The sequence below is a fragment of the Paramicrobacterium salitolerans genome, from assembly GCF_051513965.1.
In the GTDB taxonomy this organism is placed as follows: domain Bacteria; phylum Actinomycetota; class Actinomycetes; order Actinomycetales; family Microbacteriaceae; genus Paramicrobacterium.
Genome location: NZ_CP195847.1, coordinates 1,675,135 through 1,693,310 on the forward strand (window position 1 = coordinate 1,675,135; position 18,176 = coordinate 1,693,310).

The 18,176-nt window shown below is 64.5% G+C and carries 19 protein-coding genes; 2 read left to right on the forward strand and 17 right to left on the reverse strand.

Features of this window, described 5'->3' with window-relative positions:
• Positions 1-185 precede the first annotated feature (185 nt).
• From ACSAGD_RS08005 to ACSAGD_RS08040, 8 genes are all read right to left on the reverse strand, one after another.
• The gene (locus ACSAGD_RS08005; RefSeq protein ID WP_437582189.1) at positions 186-410 is read right to left on the reverse strand and encodes a DUF3046 domain-containing protein; all 225 of its coding nucleotides are present in this window, start codon (positions 408-410) and stop codon (positions 186-188) included.
• A 63-nt stretch (positions 411-473) separates the two neighbouring features.
• Complete coding sequence (locus ACSAGD_RS08010) at positions 474-782, reverse strand: helix-turn-helix domain-containing protein (protein WP_437582190.1); 309 nt, start codon at positions 780-782, stop codon at positions 474-476.
• Between the two features lie 147 nt (positions 783-929).
• Positions 930-1,433, reverse strand: coding sequence for a CinA family protein (locus tag ACSAGD_RS08015; protein WP_437582191.1), 504 nt, complete (start codon positions 1,431-1,433; stop codon positions 930-932).
• Positions 1,430-1,999 carry a CDP-diacylglycerol--glycerol-3-phosphate 3-phosphatidyltransferase gene (gene pgsA, locus ACSAGD_RS08020; protein ID WP_437582192.1) on the reverse strand — a complete coding sequence of 190 codons (570 nt, stop codon included), beginning with the start codon at positions 1,997-1,999 and terminating at the stop codon, positions 1,430-1,432. The genes ACSAGD_RS08015 and pgsA overlap by 4 nt, the downstream gene beginning before the upstream one ends.
• A 7-nt stretch (positions 2,000-2,006) precedes the next feature.
• Entirely contained in the window at positions 2,007-4,727 is a 2,721-nt protein-coding gene (locus tag ACSAGD_RS08025; protein WP_437582193.1) for a DNA translocase FtsK 4TM domain-containing protein, read from the reverse strand.
• 73 nt (positions 4,728-4,800) lie between these two features.
• Entirely contained in the window at positions 4,801-6,477 is a 1,677-nt protein-coding gene (locus ACSAGD_RS08030; RefSeq protein ID WP_437582194.1) for a ribonuclease J, read from the reverse strand.
• A gap of 38 nt (positions 6,478-6,515) precedes the next feature.
• Positions 6,516-7,493 carry a 4-hydroxy-tetrahydrodipicolinate synthase gene (dapA, locus tag ACSAGD_RS08035; protein ID WP_437582196.1) on the reverse strand — a complete coding sequence of 326 codons (978 nt, stop codon included), beginning with the start codon at positions 7,491-7,493 and terminating at the stop codon, positions 6,516-6,518.
• A 32-nt stretch (positions 7,494-7,525) separates the two neighbouring features.
• The gene (locus ACSAGD_RS08040; protein WP_437582197.1) at positions 7,526-8,287 is read right to left on the reverse strand and encodes an SDR family NAD(P)-dependent oxidoreductase; all 762 of its coding nucleotides are present in this window, start codon (positions 8,285-8,287) and stop codon (positions 7,526-7,528) included.
• A gap of 101 nt (positions 8,288-8,388) precedes the next feature.
• Here ACSAGD_RS08040 and ACSAGD_RS08045 point away from each other — a divergent pair, with 101 nt between their 5' ends.
• Complete coding sequence (locus tag ACSAGD_RS08045; RefSeq protein WP_437582198.1) at positions 8,389-8,817, forward strand: OsmC family peroxiredoxin; 429 nt, start codon at positions 8,389-8,391, stop codon at positions 8,815-8,817.
• A gap of 21 nt (positions 8,818-8,838) precedes the next feature.
• On the opposite strand, the gene ACSAGD_RS08050 is transcribed toward ACSAGD_RS08045, so the two are convergent.
• Together ACSAGD_RS08050 and dapB are read right to left on the reverse strand one after the other, a co-directional pair.
• On the reverse strand, positions 8,839-9,303 hold the full coding sequence (locus ACSAGD_RS08050) for a hypothetical protein (RefSeq protein WP_437582199.1): 465 nt from the start codon (positions 9,301-9,303) through the stop codon (positions 8,839-8,841).
• A complete protein-coding gene (dapB, locus tag ACSAGD_RS08055; protein ID WP_437582201.1) occupies positions 9,300-10,037 on the reverse strand; it encodes a 4-hydroxy-tetrahydrodipicolinate reductase in 738 nt (245 codons plus the stop codon). The genes ACSAGD_RS08050 and dapB overlap by 4 nt, the downstream gene beginning before the upstream one ends.
• A 38-nt stretch (positions 10,038-10,075) precedes the next feature.
• Here dapB and ACSAGD_RS08060 point away from each other — a divergent pair, with 38 nt between their 5' ends.
• Entirely contained in the window at positions 10,076-10,531 is a 456-nt protein-coding gene (locus ACSAGD_RS08060; protein ID WP_437582202.1) for a GNAT family N-acetyltransferase, read from the forward strand.
• A 4-nt stretch (positions 10,532-10,535) separates the two neighbouring features.
• Here the strand turns inward: ACSAGD_RS08060 and ACSAGD_RS08065 are convergent, their stop codons facing one another.
• From ACSAGD_RS08065 to ACSAGD_RS08095, 7 genes are all read right to left on the reverse strand, one after another.
• Positions 10,536-11,138 carry a histidine phosphatase family protein gene (locus tag ACSAGD_RS08065; protein ID WP_437582203.1) on the reverse strand — a complete coding sequence of 201 codons (603 nt, stop codon included), beginning with the start codon at positions 11,136-11,138 and terminating at the stop codon, positions 10,536-10,538.
• Between the two features lie 6 nt (positions 11,139-11,144).
• Positions 11,145-12,503, reverse strand: coding sequence for a M16 family metallopeptidase (locus tag ACSAGD_RS08070; RefSeq protein WP_437582204.1), 1,359 nt, complete (start codon positions 12,501-12,503; stop codon positions 11,145-11,147).
• Positions 12,504-12,543: 40 nt separating this feature from the next.
• Positions 12,544-13,578, reverse strand: a complete 1,035-nt coding sequence (locus ACSAGD_RS08075; protein WP_437582205.1) for an aldo/keto reductase — start codon at positions 13,576-13,578, stop codon at positions 12,544-12,546.
• Positions 13,579-13,705: 127 nt separating this feature from the next.
• Positions 13,706-14,512, reverse strand: a complete 807-nt coding sequence (locus ACSAGD_RS08080) for an HpcH/HpaI aldolase/citrate lyase family protein (RefSeq protein ID WP_437582206.1) — start codon at positions 14,510-14,512, stop codon at positions 13,706-13,708.
• Positions 14,509-14,988: a MaoC family dehydratase gene (locus tag ACSAGD_RS08085; protein ID WP_437582207.1), complete on the reverse strand. Its 480-nt coding sequence runs from the start codon at positions 14,986-14,988 to the stop codon at positions 14,509-14,511. Before ACSAGD_RS08085 ends, ACSAGD_RS08080 begins: the two co-directional genes overlap by 4 nt.
• Before the next feature lie 14 nt (positions 14,989-15,002).
• Positions 15,003-16,169 (reverse strand): acyl-CoA dehydrogenase family protein, encoded by a 1,167-nt coding sequence (locus ACSAGD_RS08090; protein ID WP_437582208.1) that lies wholly within the window; start codon positions 16,167-16,169, stop codon positions 15,003-15,005.
• On the reverse strand, positions 16,166-18,175 hold the full coding sequence (locus ACSAGD_RS08095) for a biotin carboxylase N-terminal domain-containing protein (RefSeq protein ID WP_437582209.1): 2,010 nt from the start codon (positions 18,173-18,175) through the stop codon (positions 16,166-16,168). Before ACSAGD_RS08095 ends, ACSAGD_RS08090 begins: the two co-directional genes overlap by 4 nt.
• Between the last annotated feature and the right edge of the window lies 1 nt (position 18,176).

Sequence of the window (18,176 nt, forward strand, 5' to 3'; positions counted from 1 at the left end):
GGAATACTCCGGTGCTCCGACAAGGCTGGAGCGACTGCCGCTGTCGATTTCGACTCTAGAAGTTGCCACCGACATTCAGCCGGCACCGACTCCAAGAAGTGGATAACCGTTCACGACGTGCTCTTGTGGAGAGAGTAACACCGTTCGAAGCTGTGTTCGATATCTCGCCTACGGCGTGTCGACATTCACTTTCGAGGACTCGGCAGGCCGACCCCGTGACGACGCCCCTCAGGCACTTCCGCGGCGTCGCAGAGGGCAGCCCACACATCCTTCGGCGGCACACCGTCATCAAGTGCGTGTTCTGCCGACCGACCACCCAGCTGAGGAAGAACGAGATCGCGCATGAGAACGCGCCCATAGCCCTCACCGAACTCCTGAGAGACGGCGTACCGGAACTCACTCAGTTTCACGATTCTCCTCCACAAGAAAGACGCCCCCGCAATCTGCGAGGACGTCTCTCACGACGCCGTGACTCAGCGCGAAACCAGGTCCGCGTCGAGCTCCGCGACAAGCGCGTCTGGGATGGTGTCGGGGATCGGATCGATGCCCTCCACCACTGCAAGACGATCTCCGACCTCGCGCATGATGACCGAGATCGGCGTTTCGAGAGCCTCAGCAACCGACGCAAGAATCTCGCTCGATGCCTCCTTCTGGCCCCGCTCCACCTCGCTCAGGTAGCCAAGGGCGACGCTTGCCTTACTCGCCACCTGCCGGAGCGTATGCCCCTTCTGCAGACGGAAGTCACGAAGAACGTCTCCGATTTCCTGTCGAACAAGAACCATGAGACCCTTCCTTTCTGCTCGTCAGTCGAGCGACGGCTCCGCTGCTGGATGGATAAGACTACTACACCCCAGCTTAGCGATCGCAGCTCGTGAAACGCCTGACTTTTCTGTGTGAGTCTGACAGTTACAACCTGTTCTGCTCATCGCCTATTCCCGCGATGCTGAGTTTGAGACGCTGTCTGTCAGCTGCGCGATCGCGGCGTCCACGCTCGCGCGCCTGATGGCGTCACGATCTCCGGTGAAGGCGTACTCCCTCACGATCGGAGTCGGGCCGCCCGCCACCGCGATGAACACGGTTCCTGGCGCTCGGCCTCCCTGTGCATCAGGCCCGGCGACGCCGGTCGTCGCCACCCCGAAGTCCGCACGTGCACCATCCACAGCCACAGCGGAGCGGATACCCTCCGCCATCTGCATCGCTACATCCGCGTGCACCGGCCCCTCGCGCGTGAGCAACCCGGCATCGACTCCGAGCAGACGCTCTTTCAGCGGTGTCGCGTAGGCGACGATCGCCCCGATCACCACTGCTGATGCACCCGCAGGTCTGATGAGCTCCGCGGCGAGAGCACCTCCGGTGAGAGACTCCGCGACGCCGAGGGTCAGCCCATGACTCGCCATCAGACGAAGAACGTCGGTAGTGGCATCCCTTGTCATACGCGTCGCCCCCGCAGAGCGGTGACGACGTAGTCGATGCCGCTCGCGATCGTCAGGATCACGGCCAGCGCCATCGTGACACCGTTGATCCAGTGGATCCACTCGCCGAGGAGAGTCCAGAGCGGAACCAGGGCGAACGAAAGCGCGACAGCCTGAAGGACGGTCTTCAGCTTTCCCGTCCAGGCGGCGGCGACGACGTTCTCATGTCTGATGATCATGCGATGCACCGTGATTCCGATCTCGCGGAGGAGGACCACCAGAGTGATCCACCACGGAAGCTCGCCGAGGATGGACAGCCCGACGAAGGCCGCCCCCGTCAGGATCTTGTCCGCGATCGGATCGAGCAGCTTGCCGAGATCGGTGACGATCCCGCGGGAGCGTGCGATGTGTCCATCGATTCCGTCCGTCGCGATGCCAACAATGAACAGCAGGGCTGCGATCCAGCGTGCCGCACCATCTGCGCCTCCATCGATGAGAAGCAGGACGAAGAAGATGGGCGCGAACCCGATGCGCACAATCGTGATCGTGTTGGGCAGGTTCCACGGGCTGGGCGCGTTGTCGGTCACAGGTCGATTATTCCCGATCGGTGAGCTGCCATGCGTCTTCGGACTCATCGGCGTTCACGACGTCATAGCCTTCGTACTGCTGCTCCACAGGATCAGATGACGGCGACTGCGGCTGGGCGGCCGTGGCTTCCTCCGGTGGCTCCTGCCCACGAAGTCGGGCGAGTACACCCGGGAGCTGCTCCTTGCTGACCAGCACATCGCGAGCTTTCGAGCCTTCCGAGGGACCGACGATGTCGCGCGACTCCATGAGGTCCATCAGGCGACCGGCCTTCGCAAAGCCCACACGAAGCTTGCGCTGCAGCATCGAGGTCGAGCCGAACTGCGTGTTGACGACCAGTTCGACCGCGGAGAGCAGAACATCCAGGTCGTCCCCGATGTCAGCGTCGATCTCCTTCTTCTCGATCGTCTGCTCCACGTCGCGTCGGTACTCCGGCCGAGCCTGGCTCGTGACGTGAGCAACGACCTTCTCGATCTCGCTCTCGTTCACCCATGCGCCCTGAACGCGCATCGGCTTCGAGGCGCCCATGGGAAGGAAGAGCGCGTCTCCCTGTCCGATGAGCTTATCCGCGCCGGACTGATCGAGGATGACGCGAGAATCCGTGACGCTCGTGACCGCGAAGGCGAGGCGTGAGGGGACGTTGGCCTTAATGAGCCCCGTAACGACGTCGACGGACGGGCGCTGAGTCGCAAGAACGAGGTGGATGCCGGAGGCGCGCGCCAGCTGGGTGATACGAACGATCGAGGATTCGACGTCTCGAGGTGCGACGAGCATCAGGTCGGCAAGCTCGTCGACGACCACGAGGAGGTAAGGATACGGCTTCAGGACACGTTCGCTGCCCGGAGGAAGCGTGACCTCACCGTTGATGATCGCCTTGTTGAAGTCATCGATGTGTCGGTACCCAAAGCTCGCGAGATCGTCGTACCGCATGTCCATCTCTTTCACGACCCACTCGAGGGCCTCGGCGGCCTTCTTCGGGTTCGTAATGATGGGCGTGATCAGATGTGGAACTCCCGCGTAGGGTGCGAGCTCGACGCGCTTCGGGTCAACCAGCACCATACGCACCTCGCTGGGCTTCGCGCGCATGAGGATGCTCGTGATCATCGAATTCACGAAGCTTGACTTACCGGAGCCCGTCGATCCCGCGACGAGCAGGTGCGGCATCTTGGCGAGGTTTGCGACGACGAAGCCGCCGCCAACGTCCTTTCCGACTCCGATCGTCAGTGGATGAGTGCTGTTCGTGGCGGCGGTGGAGCGCAGCACGTCTCCGAGCGCGACGATCTCCTTGTCCGCGTTGGGAATCTCCAGTCCGATTGCACTCTTTCCGGGGATCGGCGAGAGGATGCGAATCTCGTTGGACGCCACTGCGTACGCAAGGTTCTTCGACAGCGCCGTGACGCGTTCGACCTTGACGCCGGGGCCGAGCTCGATCTCGTACTGCGTCACTGTCGGTCCGCGCGAGAAGCCCGTGACCGTCGCGTTGACTTTGAACTGCTCGAAGACGCCGGCGATCGCCGCGACGACCTGATCGTTCACTGCCGATCGCGCCTTCGCTGGAGCACCGGCCGCGAGAGCCCCTGAAGATGGCAGGCGATACGGCTGGTCGGACTCGCTCGGCTTCGCCGGAGCACCGTCGTCGCCCCGGAGCGCGAGGGCGTGCATGTCTGGGAGATCGTCCGTGCTGTTATCTCCACCGTCACCGTGGATGCCGCGGGTTTCCGAGCCGGACGTGAAGCCGGATAGGGCAGATTCCGCCGCGTTGAGGTCCTCCATGATCTCGGTCGGCGCGAACGCCGGCTTCTCCGGCTCGGTCACCACGGGAGTGTCGAATGCTCTGTCGTCCGTTCCGGGAGTGAGCAGTTCGGTCACGTCGTCTTCTGACGGCGCTGAGTCGGCCCCGTCGACGGTTTCGCGTCCGCTCTTGTTCCGCCGCCACCAGGGCAGAGAACTTTCCGGGTCGGTTGAGTCATCGTCGGCGCTCTTCCTCGCTGCGGGCTTCGCCTCGGCATCCTCCTCATCGGTGCCGAAGAGCCACGCACTGAACTCGCGGATGCGTCGTGGAATCTTGTGTGGAGGCGTCTTAGTGACGATGAAGAGTGCGAGCAGCCCGATGAAGCCCAGAACGATCACCGCGCCGACAGGTGTGATCAGAAAGACGAGGGGGGCACCCGCCATCCAGCCGATCAGGCCGCCAGCATCGGCGAGAGCCGGCAGCCCGCCCGCTCCTGGAGAAGGATGCGAACTGACCGCGTGACTGATTCCCGTGACCGACAGCACCAGCAGCGCCAGTCCAATGCCAACGCGTCCGTTGTCATTGACGGGGTTCGGGTTGCGGAACAGCCACAGGGCTAGCAAGAGCATCACGACCGGAAGAGCGAAGGCGAGACGGCCGAACATTCCGCCAAATGTCCAGTCGTCAAGCGCCTGCGCGACCGGGTCGTTTACGCCGAACCATTCGACGACCATTCCCGCGATCGCGAGCAGGAGGATGAAGAAGGGGACGCCGTCTCGACGTTGGTCCTTCTCGATCTTCTCTGGGCCGAGCGCTCGGGCAGCGCCTCCCGCCACGTGCGCGAGGCCCATCCAGGCGCGCACCAGCGGGTTCTGCCGCTGAGGCTCCGGCTGCGGCTCGAGCTTCTTGGTCTTCGCGGTCGTCGAACGTGCGCGCGACGCGCCGCCGTCGCTCGTCTTCTTGCGACTGCGGCCGGAGGACGTGGTGCCAGAAGCCATGCCTCAACGGTACCCGTGGTGAGCCGCTTCAGCCGGTAATGACGCGGGAGTTCGCGGGACCGACTGCCCGGTGTCAGGCTTCGATCACAAGGGGAACGATCATCGGCCGACGACGGTACGAGGTGTTCACCCATCGCCCCACTGTGCGCCGCACAACCTGCTGGAGCGCGTGCTGATCACGCACACCGTTGCTGACGGCCTCGGTCAGCGCCTCCGCGATCTTCGGTCGAACCTTCTCGAACACCGCATCGTCCTCGGCGAAGCCGCGTGCGTGGATCTCGGGCCCAGAAACGACACGCCCCGTCTGAGACTCCACAACGACGATGATCGAGATGAACCCCTCCTCGCCGAGGATCCTGCGATCCTTCAGGTCGGAATCAGTGATCTCCCCGACGGTTGCTCCGTCAACGTATACGAAGCCGATGTCCAGCTGACCGACCTGACGGACCTGTCCGTCGCGCAGGTCCAGAACAGTGCCGTTCTCCGCGAGGAACGTGTTCTCCTCAGGTATTCCGGTGTCCTGTGCGAGCTTCGCATTCGCGATGAGGTGGCGGTACTCACCGTGCACGGGCAGAACATTCTTGGGACGCAGGATGTTGTAGCAGTACAGCAGTTCCCCCGCAGCGGCGTGCCCTGAGACGTGCACCTTGGCATTGCCCTTGTGGACGACGGTCGCGCCGAGCTTTGTGAGTCCGTCGATGACACGGTAGATCGCGCTCTCGTTGCCGGGAATCTGACTGGACGCGAGCACGACCGTGTCGCCTTCGCCCGGTTCGATCGCGTGGTCGAGGTTCGCCATCCGGCTGAGAACAGCCATGGGCTCCCCCTGAGAACCGGTCGACATGTACACGATCCGGTCGTCCGGGATGTCCTTCGCCTTCTTGTAGTCGATGAGCACGCCGTCCGGAACGCGGAGATAGCCGAGCTCCGCAGCGATCGTCATGTTGCGCACCATCGACCGGCCGAGGAGCGCGACTCGACGGCCGTTCGCGTGAGCGGCATCCAACACCTGCTGGACACGATGCACGTGACTCGAGAAGCTCGCCACGATGACACGACGCGGCGCCTTCGCGATCACCTGCTCGAGGACCGGTCCGATCGACCGTTCAAGCGGGGTGAAGCCCGGCACGTCAGCGTTCGTGGAATCCACCAGGAAGAGATCGACTCCCTCAGAACCGAGACGCGCAAAGCTGCGCAGATCGGTGATGCGTCCGTCGAGCGGAAGCTGGTCCATCTTGAAATCGCCGGTCGCCAGCACGGTCCCGGCCTCCGTCTTGATCGCGACCGCGAGTGCATCCGGAATAGAGTGGTTCACGGCAACGAACTCAAGATCGAAGGGGCCGACCTGCTCAGTCTGCCCTTCGGTGACCGTCAGACTGTACGGCTTGATTCGGTGCTCCTTGAGCTTCGCCTCCGTGAGAGCGAGCGTCAGCGCGGAGCCGATGATCGGGATGTCCGGACGCAGTCGAAGCAGATAAGGAACAGCTCCGATGTGGTCCTCATGGCCGTGCGTGAGGACGACCCCGAGGACGTCATCGAGTCGGTCCCTAATCGCCGACAGATCGGGCAGGATGAGGTCGACACCCGGCTGGAACTCCTCGGGGAAGAGCACACCGCAGTCGACGATGAGGATCTTGCCGTCGATCTCGAAGGTCGTCATGTTGCGCCCGACCTCGCCAAGCCCTCCGACCGGAACCACGCGAAGCGTGCCCCGTTCGAGTTCCGGCGGGTCGTAAACGGCACTGGGCATATGCCCTCCTGAATTCTGCTAGTTCGCGGGTATGCGCCTCAGCGCGTGGTGCCGTGCACCTTGGGCAGAGCGCCGCCGGCCGCAGCGTTGCGATCGGGGCGGAAATTGGAGAAGTCCGCGCCGTCGATCCCGCGGATGAGAGCCAGGTCGTCCTCGATCAGAGCAGCCTCGTGCTCCTCCGGACCGACGAGCGGCAGGCGGACACGGGGGCTCGAAATCCGACCGAGCCCGTGCAGAATGTACTTCGCCGACACGGTGCCGGGAACGTGCGTCATAACCGCTCGGACAAGAGGCTCAAGCTGCTTATGCGCGGCCGTCGCGGTCGCGAGATCGCCAGCGTTCACGGCATCCACCATCGACCGGTATGGTCGAGCCGCGATGTTCGCGGTCACTCCGATGAGTCCGGTTGCGCCGATCGACATGTGCGGCAGCGCGTTGGTGTCGTCGCCGGAGAAGTACATCAGGTCGGTCTGGTTCAGCACGCGGCTCACCTGAGCGAAGTCGCCCTTGGCATCTTTGACGGCGATGATGTTCGGATGCTGCGACGCACGCACGATCGTCTCGAACGTGATGGGGATGCCCGTTCGGCCGGGAATGTCGTAAAGGATGACGGGAAGGTCTGTCGCATCGGCGATGAGCCGGAAATGCGTCAGCACGCCAGCCTGCGTCGGCTTGTTGTAGTACGGCGTGACGATCATGACACCGTCGGCGCCGGCGCGCTCGCTCGCCTTGTAGAGTTCGATGGCGTGAGCGGTCTCGTTGGAACCGCCTCCGGTGATGATCTTCGCGCGGCCCCCGGCGACAGACTTGCCGACCTCCACGAGTCGGATCTTCTCGGGGTCGGTGAGCGTCGAGGTCTCCCCCGTCGTTCCGGTGACGACGATGCCGTCTGCCCCCTGGCTGATGACGTCGTCGACCTGTTTCTCGACGCCGGCCCAGTCCACTTCTCCATCCGCGGTGAACGGCGTCACCAGTGCAACGAGGACCTGACCGAAGGGATTCTCAATGTTCGTCACACCCCTAGGGTACCGGCTCTCGCCAGCGGAACTCACCGACCTCGAGCGGCGAGCTTCTGGCTGAGCGACGGAGGCGCGATTCGACTGGCAGCGACCAGCAGCCGATAGCGCACAGAGGGGATGGAGACACCTCGGCCTCGCCCCGCGTCGCGCAGAGCCTCACGCACCACCTGCTCAGGTTCGAGCCACATCCACGACGGGACATCATCGAGTTCCGCACCGAGCCGCTGGTGGAAATCCGTGTGTACGAAGCCGGGGCACACCGCAGTCACGGTCACGCCGCGCTGTCCATACCGGTTGTTCGCCCACTGCGACATCGAGACGACCCATAACTTCACAGCGCCATAGGTGCCGCGTGGTGTGAAGGCAGCCACCGATGCGACGTTGACGATATTTCCGCGGCCCTGCTCCAGCATGGCTGGGAGAACGGCGTGCATGAGCCTCATCGGTACTCGCACGTGGATGTCCAGGTGCTGCTCCTCCCGCTCGATCGGCTGAGCTTCGAACGGTTCTTTCAGACCGAACCCGGCATTGTTGACGAGCACGCGAACCGGCCGATCACGAAGCCTCCTCTCGACGAAGGCCACCCCGTCTGCGCTCGTCAGATCCGCCGAGAGAATCTCGACCGGCAGGGCATAGCGCGAGATCAGGTCCTGCTGAACCTGGCGGAGACGGATCTCGTCTCGTGCGATGAGAACGAGCGCGAAACCACGCTGAGCCAGCTGTTCGGCGAACTCTCTACCAAGCCCAGACGTCGCACCCGTTACCAGTGCCGTCTCGTCACCTCGTGCCATGGACTCATCGTAGCCGGAGCATCGCCAACCCAACCGCTAGTCGATAAGCTCAGAGGACAGCTGTTCAGTGGGGTGCGATGCGCCCCGAGATTGGAGGAAGCATGGCAGTCACCAGCGAAGCGACAACGGTATGGAACGGGACTCTCTTCGACGGAAACGGCAAGGTCTCGCTCGACTCGTCCTCAGCGGCCACGCTCGGTGTCGACTGGAAGGCACGTTCGGAAGGGTCTGACAGCACGACGACGCCCGAGGAACTGCTCGGCGCCGCCCACGCTGCCTGCTTCTCGATGGCGTTCTCGAACACGCTTGCTGACGCGGGGTTCCCGCCGGAGAGCATTCAGGCAACCGCTGCCGTCACGTTCGACCCGTCCGGACCGAAGATCACGGGAAGCCACCTTCTGGTGAACGCGAAAGTTCCGAACATCAGCGACGACGACTTCCAGAAGCTTGCGGAGGCCGCAAAGGGCGGATGCCCGGTCTCTCAGGCGCTGGCCGGCGTCGAAATCACCCTCGAGGCTAGTCTCGCCTGAGACTCCTCGACACCGGGCCGGTCACTCCTCGTGGCCGGCCCTCTTCATGTCCCGATCATGAAGTCGAATCGCTTCACGCACCGCGTGCCGTGCTCGACGTGAATCGCCGGCTCCCTTATAGACGAGTCCGAGATTGAACCACGCGCTCCAGTCCTCCGGGTCAGCAGCGACGCGGTCTCGATACTGCGGGAACGCCTCATCCGCAGCTTCACGGTCGATCCGCCCGCTCGGGCGCACGGGAAGGCTGTCATCTGCCCGTGCATCCATCTCGTCCAATTCTCGCGAGAGCTGGGTCGCCTTCGCCCCGAAGCGCAGCTCGCGATACAGCGCCCATACCCCCACGAGCGGGAGCACGATGAGTGCGACGCCGATTCCGACTGCCGCCGGTTCTCCTGTCAGGACGAACATCACGGCTCGTTGACCGACGACGACGAAATACAGCAGAAGCACCGCCGACATGACGATGACGCCGACGCGCGTTGTCATGCCCGACTGATTCCGAGATCGAGAACGTTCTCCAGCCCGACGACGATCTCGTTAAGACCGAGAACGGCGTGCAGTGAGAGCTCGATGCCGCGTCGGTATGCACTCGGATCGATCGTGTCGTGACGAATGGTAAGGGTCTCACCGGTTCCGCCGAGAATCACCTCTTGCTGTGCAACCACGCCGGAAAGACGCAGACTGTGAATCGGGATGCCGGCGACCTGCTGTCCCCGGGCACGCTGATCCGTGTGCGGCGCGGCCACGGGTCCGGCGCTCTCCCGAGCGCCGCTCATCAGCTCAGCCGTCCGCACTGCCGTTCCACTCGGAGAATCTGCCTTCGACTGGCGATGGGCCTCGATGATCTCGATCGAGTCGTAGAAGCGCGCTGCGATCGTCGCAAGCGTAGTGCCGAGCACGGAGCCGAGAGAGAAGTTTGGGATGATGAGGATGCCGACGCCGTCGGGTACGTCGTTCGAGAGCGACGTGACACGCGACTCCGACCAGCCCGATGTTCCGATGAGCACCGCCGCTCCCTGACGCGCAGCGTGCTCCACGATGGCGGGGCTCGCGTCCGGATTCGTCACATCGACCACGAGATCGGCGTCGTTCAGCTCGTCAAGGTCGCTCTCGCGCCCGAGCCGCGCGACAACGTCGAAGCCATCGAGCTCCCCGATGATCGTCTCGAAGAGACGCCCCATCTTTCCGCGGGCACCGGCAATCGCAACTCGAGTCGTCATGGTGCCAACCTATCAATCCTTGGCCATAGAATCGGACAGTGCTGACGCTCATCGAAACTCCGGTCACAGCTCCCATCGCGGCATCGCTGCTGGACGAATACTTCGCTCTGCGCCAGGCGACGCACCCAGGTGGTGGTTACACAGTCACCCGACCGGACCCCTCGCGATTCGTCCGCCCCAACGGACTGTTCGGCGTCGCCGAGGACGATCAGGGGCACGTGGTCGGGTGCGGCGGCGTGCGCCGTCTCTCCGATGTTCGATTCGAGATCAAGCACCTCTTCGTCCGCGAGTCAGCGCGCGGGCGAGGACTCGGCCGTCTCATTCTCGAAGCCCTTGAGGAGAACGCCCGCGAGCTCGGCGCTGAGGAGATGGTGCTCGATACGAACGCGTCCCTCGACGCGGCCAACGGGCTCTACCGCTCACTCGACTACAGCGAGACTGAGCCGTACAACGACAACCCGAACGCGACGACCTGGTTTCTGAAGACGCTCTGACCCGTCAGACCGGCAGCTGCTCTGGCAGACCGGTTCTCAGTTCGAACGGCAGGTGCGCGAGGTCGTTGTGGGTGAGCACCGTCCAGGGGCGCCCCGGCTTGCGCTGGATGATCGTGAGCCCACAGTGCGCCTGGTCGAGCGTCATCCACCGCCAGTCCGGTGCGCCGAGAACCTCGCGCACGAACCACGCGATCACAAAGTTGTGGGTGATGAGGAGATCGTGACTCTCCCCTTTCTTCGGTCCGAGGAACTCCGCGACGGCGTCGGCCATCTGCGCTCGTCCGGCTTCGATCTCCTCCGGAGTCACGGCTCCGAAGAACGGGTGGTACGCCGTCGGGGTCTCCTCCGTCTCTCCGGTGGGGATGCAGTCGAAGAGAAGGGACGAAGGCTCGAGCTCGAGGGCTGGCAGCCGTTCGCCGATGATGGATGCGGTCTCCGCCGCCCGCTGCAGAGGAGAGTGCCGTGCGCTCGTGAACGGAACACCGCCGAGCCGCTGGGAAAGCAGATCGGCCTGACGGCGGCCACGGGGAGACAGCGGTCCATCAGGAAGACCGTGCTCGGCGTCCTGCTGTTCCCCATGTCTCACGAGGTACACATACTGTGACACTCAGAATCACTCCTTGTCGGTTGCTGCGTCGGCGAAGGCATCCTCATCGATGCCTCCGACTGCGACGAGAGATTGCGGCTGCGCCACGAGACGCTCGGCCATCTCGGCCACGTCGGCTGCGGTGACGCGCGCCAGCCGACGAAGATTCTCATCGAGGTCGAGGTACTCGCCGAGCGAGAGCTCAGCACGTGCGAGGAGCGACATGCGCACGTCTGAGTCCTCCAGGCTGAGGGCGGCTCGTCCGGAGATCTGCCCGAAGGCACGTTCCATCTCCTCGGCGGTGACGCCGTCCGAGAGCTGTGCGAGCTCGGAGCGCATCAGTTCGACGACGGCCGGAGCATTGCGCGGCGAACACGCGGCGTACATGCCCTCGAGGCCGGCATCCGAGTGCGCACCGGCGAACGAGTACACGGAGTATGCGAGGCCTCGTCGTTCGCGGATCTCGGTGAAGAGACGGCTCGACATTCCGCCGCCGAGCACAGCGTTGAGCATGCTGAGCGTCACGCGTTCCGGGTCGGTCACCGTCAGCGCCGGCATGCCCAGCATGAGATGGATCTGCTCGATCGGGCGGGAGACGGTCACGAGACGTCGAGTGCCGGTGAGCGTCGAGGATGTCGTCGAACGACGCGCTGCGGGCGCGTCTCCCCCCTCGAGCCAGCCCGCCGGACGGAGGGCGTTCGACACCAGAGTGACGAGCTCATCGTGGTCGATGCTCCCGGCGACGGAGACCACGAGCTCTGACGGCTCGTAGTGCGCACGATAATGGTTCCACACGCCGTCTCGGGTGGCCCGGACGATCGTCTCCGGGGTCCCGCCGACTGGCCGACCAAGAGGATGATCGCCGAAGACCGCTGCGAACAGCTCGTTGCCCGCGACATCGCCGGGGTCGTCAGCTGCGTGGCTGAGCTCCTCGAGGATCACGCCACGCTCGGTCTCGAACTCCTCGGGGTCCAGAACGGACTCCGTCAGCATGTCGCCAAGGACGCCGATCGCCATGGAAATGTCGCGATCACGCACTTTGGCGTAGTAGCAGGTGTACTCCTTCGCTGTGATCGCGTTGCTGTCGCCGCCCACGGCGTCGAATGCGACAGCGATGTCGAGAGCGCTGCGCTGAGGCGTCCCTTTGAAGAGCAGATGCTCGAGGAAGTGGGTCGAGCCGAAGCCCGAGTTGTCCGCGCCTGGATGGTACTCATCACGTGATCCGACCCCGATCCAGAAGCCGATCGTCGCGCTTCGGGCTCCGGGCACCGATTCGCTGAGAACTCTGACCCCGCTCGGAAGCACACTGCGCCGAATTCGGGTTCCTCCCGCCGCCTCGAAGTCGAGTTCAGCAACGTCGAGGGGAAAGGGCACAGCACCGTTCATCGTCTCCAGCCTAGTGCGCGAGCGGTCGGGAACGTGAATGTCAGCGTCGCGACGCGCGATCGAGCTCCATGACCTGCGAGCGGCTCAGCGCAATCGTCGGGGCTGCCATCAGGTCACTCACCTGATCGGGGTCTGTCGCACCGACCACGGGGGCGCACACGGCGGGGCGGGTCAGCAGCCATGCGAGCGCGACAGCAGCCGGGGTCGTTCCATGCTCTGCGGCCACGGCATCGAGCGCTCGGAGAATGCGCAGCCCACGGCGGTTCAGAAACGCCGCCGCGCGCGCCCCACGAGTGCCGTCGTGGAATGCCGCCCTTGTGCGGTACTTGCCCGTGAGAAAGCCGCTCGCAAGCGCGAAAAATGGCATCACTGCGAGCTTCTGCCCGCTCGCCACGAGTTCTCCGTCTCCCTCGAAGTCGGTGCGGTTGGCGAGGCTGTACTCGGTCTCGTACGCGGTGACCTTCGGGTAGCCGGCCGCCGCGAGGATTCTCGCCTGGACGAGAGCGTCAGCGGGGAACGAGGATGCTCCGAGGGCACGAACTCGCCCAGCATCCATCAGCTCTCGCACTGCACCGAGCGTCTCCTCCAGCTGTGTGTCCGGGTCGACTCCGTGCAGATAGAGCACGTCGATGCGATCGGTGCCGAGCCGTTCGAGGCTGGCGTTCGCGGCCCGGAGGATGTTGTCGCGACTCAGCCCTGGATAGTCGGCGTGACGTCCGATCTTGGTCGCGATGACGAGACTGTCTCTGTTGCCGCGCGTCCGCATCCAGCGGCCGATCTGAACTTCGCTGCGTCCGGACGCATAGCTGTCGGCAGTGTCGATGAAGTTGCCGCCGCCGGCGACGTAGCGATCCAGGATCGACTCCGTCTCATCGGGCCCGATCGTCCAGCCGAAGACGCTTCCGCCGAGAGCGATCGGGAACACCTCGATGTCCGTGTCGCCCACGAGGCGCCTGATCGGCATCGCCACCGTCGGCAACGCGGAAATGACGTCCTGCGGTCGAGACGGGTGCTGCTCGACATGTTCCTCAGGCTCACGCGATTGCGTCGTCTGCTTCACATCTCGTACGGCCATGAGTCCCCCTTCCGGCCGGAGCACCACGGCGTCCCCCAACGCCGTGTCTCGACTGTAGATCAGGTTCGGCGCCACCGCCTCCACGCCTCGCCCTTTGTGACGAGACGTGACTGTTTCGAGACCTTGATCATGCGCTCGCCCTCCGCAGGAGCTGCTCGGCGTGGCGGAGGATCGGTGTGTCGACCATCTGCCCGCGGAATCGGAATGCGCCGGTCGCCCCATCAGCTGCCGCGACGAGCTCCCGGGCCCACTCGACCTGCTCGGGCCGTGGCCGGTAACCGTCCCTGATCACGGAAACTTGGCTAGGATGGATGCACGCCGTCGCAGCGAACCCGCAGGCGACGGCATCCTCGACCTCCAACTCGAGACCTGCCCGGTCTGCGATGTCCAGATGAACAGCGTCAATCGCTGCCTTTCCCGCCGAACCCGCCGCGAGAAGCACCCGGGATCGCGCGTGAGCGGCGACGTCTCGATATCGTCCATCCGGCTTTCTGCTTCCGTTTCCGCCGAGCGAAGCCACGAGATCCTCCGCGCCCCACATGAGCGCGACGACCGTGGACATCTGTGCGAGCTTCTCGGCGGCCATCACCCCGCGCGCCGTCTCGCAGAGCACGGTCACTTTGTAGCCGTTCAGCCGTTCGACGTGATCGGGCCGCTCGGTCTTGGCCAGCATCACCGAGCGGTACTCGGTCTGGCGGAGAGCCTCGAGATCGTGAAGAAAATCTCCCGTGTCGGCCGGATTCACCCGCACCATCGTCCGTCTCGGATCGAGTGGGCTGTCGATCAGAGCGCGCCGCGCTTCGGCCCGAGCGCCCGGATCGACTCCATCCTCGAGATCGAGGATGACCGCATCAGCGCGGTCCAGAGCCTTGTGAAACCGGTCCGGACGATCTGCCGGGCAGAACAGCAGCGACGGACCCATTCGGAATGTCATGGTTGTGCCCCCTTACACCAGACGAGTGTGCTGCGGACGGCTGTTGCGACGATCTCGCCATGCTGGTTGCGGCCCGTGTGGTTGAGCGTCACGATGCCCTGCCCCGGTCTCGATGCGGACAGCCGCTTGGCTGTCACGACGGTCTCCGCGTACAGCGTGTCGCCATGATGCATCGGGGCGGGAAACGCGATGTCGCCAAAACCCAGATTCGCCACGATCGTTCCCTGCGTGAGCTGCGCCACTGAGAGCCCGACGAGAGTCGACAGCGTCAGCATGGAGTTGACGAGCCGCTCACCGAACGGCTGCCCCTCGCTCCATGCCTCGTCAAGGTGGAGCGACTGCGCGTTCATCGTCAGGGTCGTGAAAAGCACGTTATCCGCCTCGGTGATGGTGCGGCCGGGACGGTGCAGATAGCGCACGCCCTCGTCGAACTCCTCGTAGAAGAGTCCGCGCTGCTCTTCGACTCGACGCTCCATTGTCGCCTCCGCTTCTATTCTACTAGCCCGAGCTCACGCGCGATGATCATGAGCTGCACCTCTGTCGTGCCCTCGCCGACCTCGAGAACCTTCGAGTCCCGGTAATGACGCGCGACGATGTTCTCGTTGAGAAAGCCGTAGCCGCCCCAGATGTGGCTCGCGTCCCGTGCGTTCTGCATCGCTGCTTCGCTCGCGGTGAGCTTCGCGATGGACGCCTCCTTCTTGAACGGCTTGCCGGCCATCAGGAGAGAGCACGCGTGGTAGTACGCCATTCGGGCGGAGTGGGTGCGCGCCTCCATCCGGGCGATCATGAACGCGATGTGCTGGTTCGATCCGATCGCGGTTCCGAAGACGTTGCGGGTCTTCGCATACGCGAGCGCCTGCTCGAGGCATCCTTGTGCGGCACCCGTGCACAGAGCTGCGAACGCCACGCGTCCCTCGTCGAGAATGGAGAGGAAGTTCGCGTAACCGCGTCCGCGCTCGCCCAGCAGGTTCTCTTCGGGAACCCGCACATCGTCGAAGGTGAGCGGATGAGTGTCGGACGTGTGCCAGCCGACCTTGTCGTATGACGGATGCACCGTGAGTCCCTCAGCGGGTGTGGGAACGAGAATCGACGACAGTTCAGGAACCTCTCCCCCGCGCGATGAGATGCGTGTTCCTGTGACCGCGGTGACGGTAATCAGATTCGTGATCGGCGTGCCTGAGTTCGTGATGAACTGCTTGCTTCCGTTGATCGTCCACTCGCCGTCGGTCAGCTCGGCGCGGGTCTGGGTCGCGCCCGCATCCGAACCGGCATCGCGCTCGGTCAGTCCGAAGGCGGCGAGCGCACGCCCCGCTGTGAGGGAGGGAAGGTATCGCTCTCGCTGAGCGTCGGTGCCGAATCGGAAGACGGGCATGGCGCCCAGGCCGATGCCTGCTTCGAGGGTGACGCCGATGGACTGATCGACGCGGGAGAGCTGCTCGACCGCGAGACACAGCGAAAGGTAGTCCTTGCCCTGTCCACCGTGCTCTTCAGGGAAGGGCAGCCCGAACAGGCCCATCTCCCCCATCTGCGCGATGATCTCCATCGGCAGTCGTCTCTCTGTGTCGTACTGATAGGACGCGGGGGCGACTACGTTGTCTGCGAAGTCTCGGACGGATGCCGCGAGCTCGAGGTGCTCCTCGTCGAGTTCGATGTTCACGCGTTCTCTCCTTGTTCTCTTTCGTCCTCGTGGGACGGTTCGGCGGCTCCCGCGGTGTCTGCGGTGACCGTGGCGATGACGGCATCCTTCGACACCGTCTGACCTGTGGATGCCGAGAGTGCGACGACTCCGGCCGTTGGGGCGACGAGGCGATGCTCCATCTTCATTGCCTCGATCACCGCGATCGTGTCTCCGGCCTCGGCGTGTGCCCCGTTCGCGACGGAGATCGCAACGACGGTTCCGGGCATCGGAGCACGCAGCTCTGGCTCTGCGGCGTCTCCGTGCGCCGCGGTCCCAGCGCTGCGCTCGTCTCTGTGCGTCAGGGTGAACTCTGTGGCATCGCTGCCGTCGTGGATCCAGACCTGGTGTCCGTCGAGGGTCGCCACGACAGAGAACGCGCGGTCGCCGATGCGGACCACGGCGTCGTCGCCATCCCGTTCGATGGCGGCGGGTCGCCCGTCGACCTCGCAGGCGGGCGGAGGGCCGGAGACCATGATGACTCGAGTCTGATCCCCGCAGCCGAGCCGATACTCGATACCGCGGGCGGGCAGACCGAGGCGCCATCCGGACGGTTCTGCCCAGAGTGACGCTCCGGCGGATTCCCACCGGTGTGCGTGGCAGACGAGCGCCGCTGCTCCCCAGAGGTCGTCCGCCGGGGACAGCTCTGTGTCTCCGGAGGATCTCGTGTCGATCGTGGTCGTATCCATCGTCCCGGCCTGCACGTCGGAGTCGGCGAGCAGACCGCGGAGGAATCGCGTGTTGGTCGTCACTCCGAAGACGACGGTCTCTCGCAGCGCTCTGTCGAGGGACTGCAGAGCCTCGGTGCGACTCTGGGCCGTCGCGATGATCTTCGCGAGCATCGGGTCGTAGTCGGTCCCGACCGTGACGCCCTCAGCGATGCCGGAGTCCACGCGGGCGTGCTCGGGGAAGCGGAGCAGACTCACTGTGCCAGCCTGCGGCAGAAACTGATCATCCTCGGCGTAGAGACGCGCCTCGATCGAGTGCCCGGAGATGATGATGTCCTCCTGAGCGATGGCGAGAGGATGCCCCTGCGCGATGAGCACCTGCTGCTCGACGAGGTCGATGCCGGTCACCTGCTCCGTCACGGGATGCTCAACCTGGAGGCGGGTGTTCATCTCCATGAAGAAGAACTCGCCAGGCCGGTCTGCGGAGACAAGGAACTCGACTGTCCCGGCCCCGCGATAGGAGACGCTGCGGGCCACGTCGCAGGCTGCCCGACCGATGCGCTCTCGGGTTCGATCGTCGAGCAGGGGCGAGGGAGCTTCCTCGATGACCTTCTGGTGTCTGCGCTGAAGGGAGCACTCACGCTCTCCGACGTGCAGGACGTTTCCGTGATCATCGGCGAGGACCTGGACCTCGATGTGGCGCGGCGCCGTGACGAGCCGCTCGATGAACAGTGTGTCGTCGCCGAACGCGGCGGTGGCGATGCGCCGGGCGGTTCGGATTCCTTCGGGAAGATCAGCGCGGTCCCGGACGTCGATCATGCCTTTGCCGCCACCACCGGCAGACGGCTTGATGAGCACGGGGAAACCGATCTCCTCCGCGGCCGAGCACAGCTGCTCATCGGAGAGTCCCGGCTCTGCGATTCCCGGAATACCCTGGACCCCGTCGGACTCGACTCGCTTTTTCGCGCTGATCTTGTCCCCCATGACCTCGAGAGCGTCAGGATCGGGACCGATGAAGACAAGTCCTGCGTCGCGGCAGGCGCGCGCGAACCCGGCGTTCTCGGAGAGGAATCCGTAACCCGGATGGACGGCGTCGGCACCGCTGGCACGAGCAGCCGCGATGACACGGTCGATGTCGAGGTAGCTCTCCGAGGCGCGCGCAGGTCCCAAGCGCACGGCGACGTCTGCCTCACGCACGTGCGAGGCACGGGCATCCGCATCGCTGTAGACAGCGACCGAGCGAAGTCCCATGCGGCGCAGCGTGCGGATGATGCGGCATGCGATCTCGCCACGATTGGCGATGAGGACGGTCTGGAACATT

Excerpts from the sequence above, each read along its gene's own strand:
- ACSAGD_RS08085 (WP_437582207.1), bottom strand. The coding sequence starts at position 14,988 with ATGGAGCGTCGAGTCGAAGAGCAGCGCGGACTCTTCTACGAGGAGTTC.
- ACSAGD_RS08070 (WP_437582204.1), bottom strand. The coding sequence starts at position 12,503 with ATGAACGGTGCTGTGCCCTTTCCCCTCGACGTTGCTGAACTCGACTTC.
- ACSAGD_RS08040 (WP_437582197.1), bottom strand. The coding sequence starts at position 8,287 with ATGGCACGAGGTGACGAGACGGCACTGGTAACGGGTGCGACGTCTGGG.
- ACSAGD_RS08025 (WP_437582193.1), bottom strand. The coding sequence starts at position 4,727 with ATGGCTTCTGGCACCACGTCCTCCGGCCGCAGTCGCAAGAAGACGAGC.
- ACSAGD_RS08080 (WP_437582206.1), bottom strand. The coding sequence starts at position 14,512 with ATGACATTCCGAATGGGTCCGTCGCTGCTGTTCTGCCCGGCAGATCGT.
- dapB (WP_437582201.1), bottom strand. The coding sequence starts at position 10,037 with ATGACGACTCGAGTTGCGATTGCCGGTGCCCGCGGAAAGATGGGGCGT.
- ACSAGD_RS08075 (WP_437582205.1), bottom strand. The coding sequence starts at position 13,578 with ATGGCCGTACGAGATGTGAAGCAGACGACGCAATCGCGTGAGCCTGAG.
- ACSAGD_RS08045 (WP_437582198.1), top strand. The coding sequence starts at position 8,389 with ATGGCAGTCACCAGCGAAGCGACAACGGTATGGAACGGGACTCTCTTC.
- ACSAGD_RS08095 (WP_437582209.1), bottom strand. The coding sequence starts at position 18,175 with ATGTTCCAGACCGTCCTCATCGCCAATCGTGGCGAGATCGCATGCCGC.
- ACSAGD_RS08010 (WP_437582190.1), bottom strand. The coding sequence starts at position 782 with ATGGTTCTTGTTCGACAGGAAATCGGAGACGTTCTTCGTGACTTCCGT.
- ACSAGD_RS08015 (WP_437582191.1), bottom strand. The coding sequence starts at position 1,433 with ATGACAAGGGATGCCACTACCGACGTTCTTCGTCTGATGGCGAGTCAT.
- ACSAGD_RS08050 (WP_437582199.1), bottom strand. The coding sequence starts at position 9,303 with ATGACAACGCGCGTCGGCGTCATCGTCATGTCGGCGGTGCTTCTGCTG.
- ACSAGD_RS08030 (WP_437582194.1), bottom strand. The coding sequence starts at position 6,477 with ATGCCCAGTGCCGTTTACGACCCGCCGGAACTCGAACGGGGCACGCTT.